We start from the raw sequence: 531 nt of genomic DNA, 5'->3' as shown, positions 1-531 counted from the left end.
ACTACGTTCAACGACACTTTGGTCCACAGCTGCGAATATCAATGATTTACAATACAGCTATCATACACAGCACAACAGAAGAGTAAGAATGATCGACCTGAAAGAAATTGATTTTTCAAATATGGGAGATGAGATTATCTATCTGGAATTGGACGAGAATAAGGAACAAGATATAGAAGAAATTAAATTGTAATTCGTTACAAAAACACATCACGAACCACGTAGGGGCAGACCTATGTGTCTGCCCACCGAACCACAACAAGAACCACAATACAAATTATTGAAGTATTGTGGTTCTTGTTTATCTATATGACCATAAAAACCATATTATCATCGATGAAAAACAATGTAGGTGATTATTTTATAGACATTGATTACTGATTTTTGTGTTTCTGATTGTGGTACAGCGGGCAGACACATAGGTCTGCCCCTACGTAAAATCCCATTTTATACAACATCTGTACTCTTTTTTGCAAGTCTTCCCATTACCCTTCAACTACTTTTGTATCATAAAATACTACGTTCAACGAC

General features: G+C 35.8%; 1 protein-coding gene. It reads left to right on the top strand.

What is annotated here, in order from left to right; translation table 11 throughout:
- The coding region (locus HHU12_RS34815; RefSeq protein ID WP_205960116.1) for a hypothetical protein at window positions 1-193 on the top strand (193 nt) is incomplete at its 5' end.
- Window positions 194-531 lie beyond the last annotated feature (338 nt).

This window comes from Flammeovirga aprica JL-4 (genome assembly GCF_012844305.1).
Classification (GTDB): Bacteria; Bacteroidota; Bacteroidia; order Cytophagales; family Flammeovirgaceae; genus Flammeovirga; species Flammeovirga aprica.
Note: the sequence above shows the minus strand (reverse complement) of the source record. Positions and strands in the feature narration are given on the sequence as shown.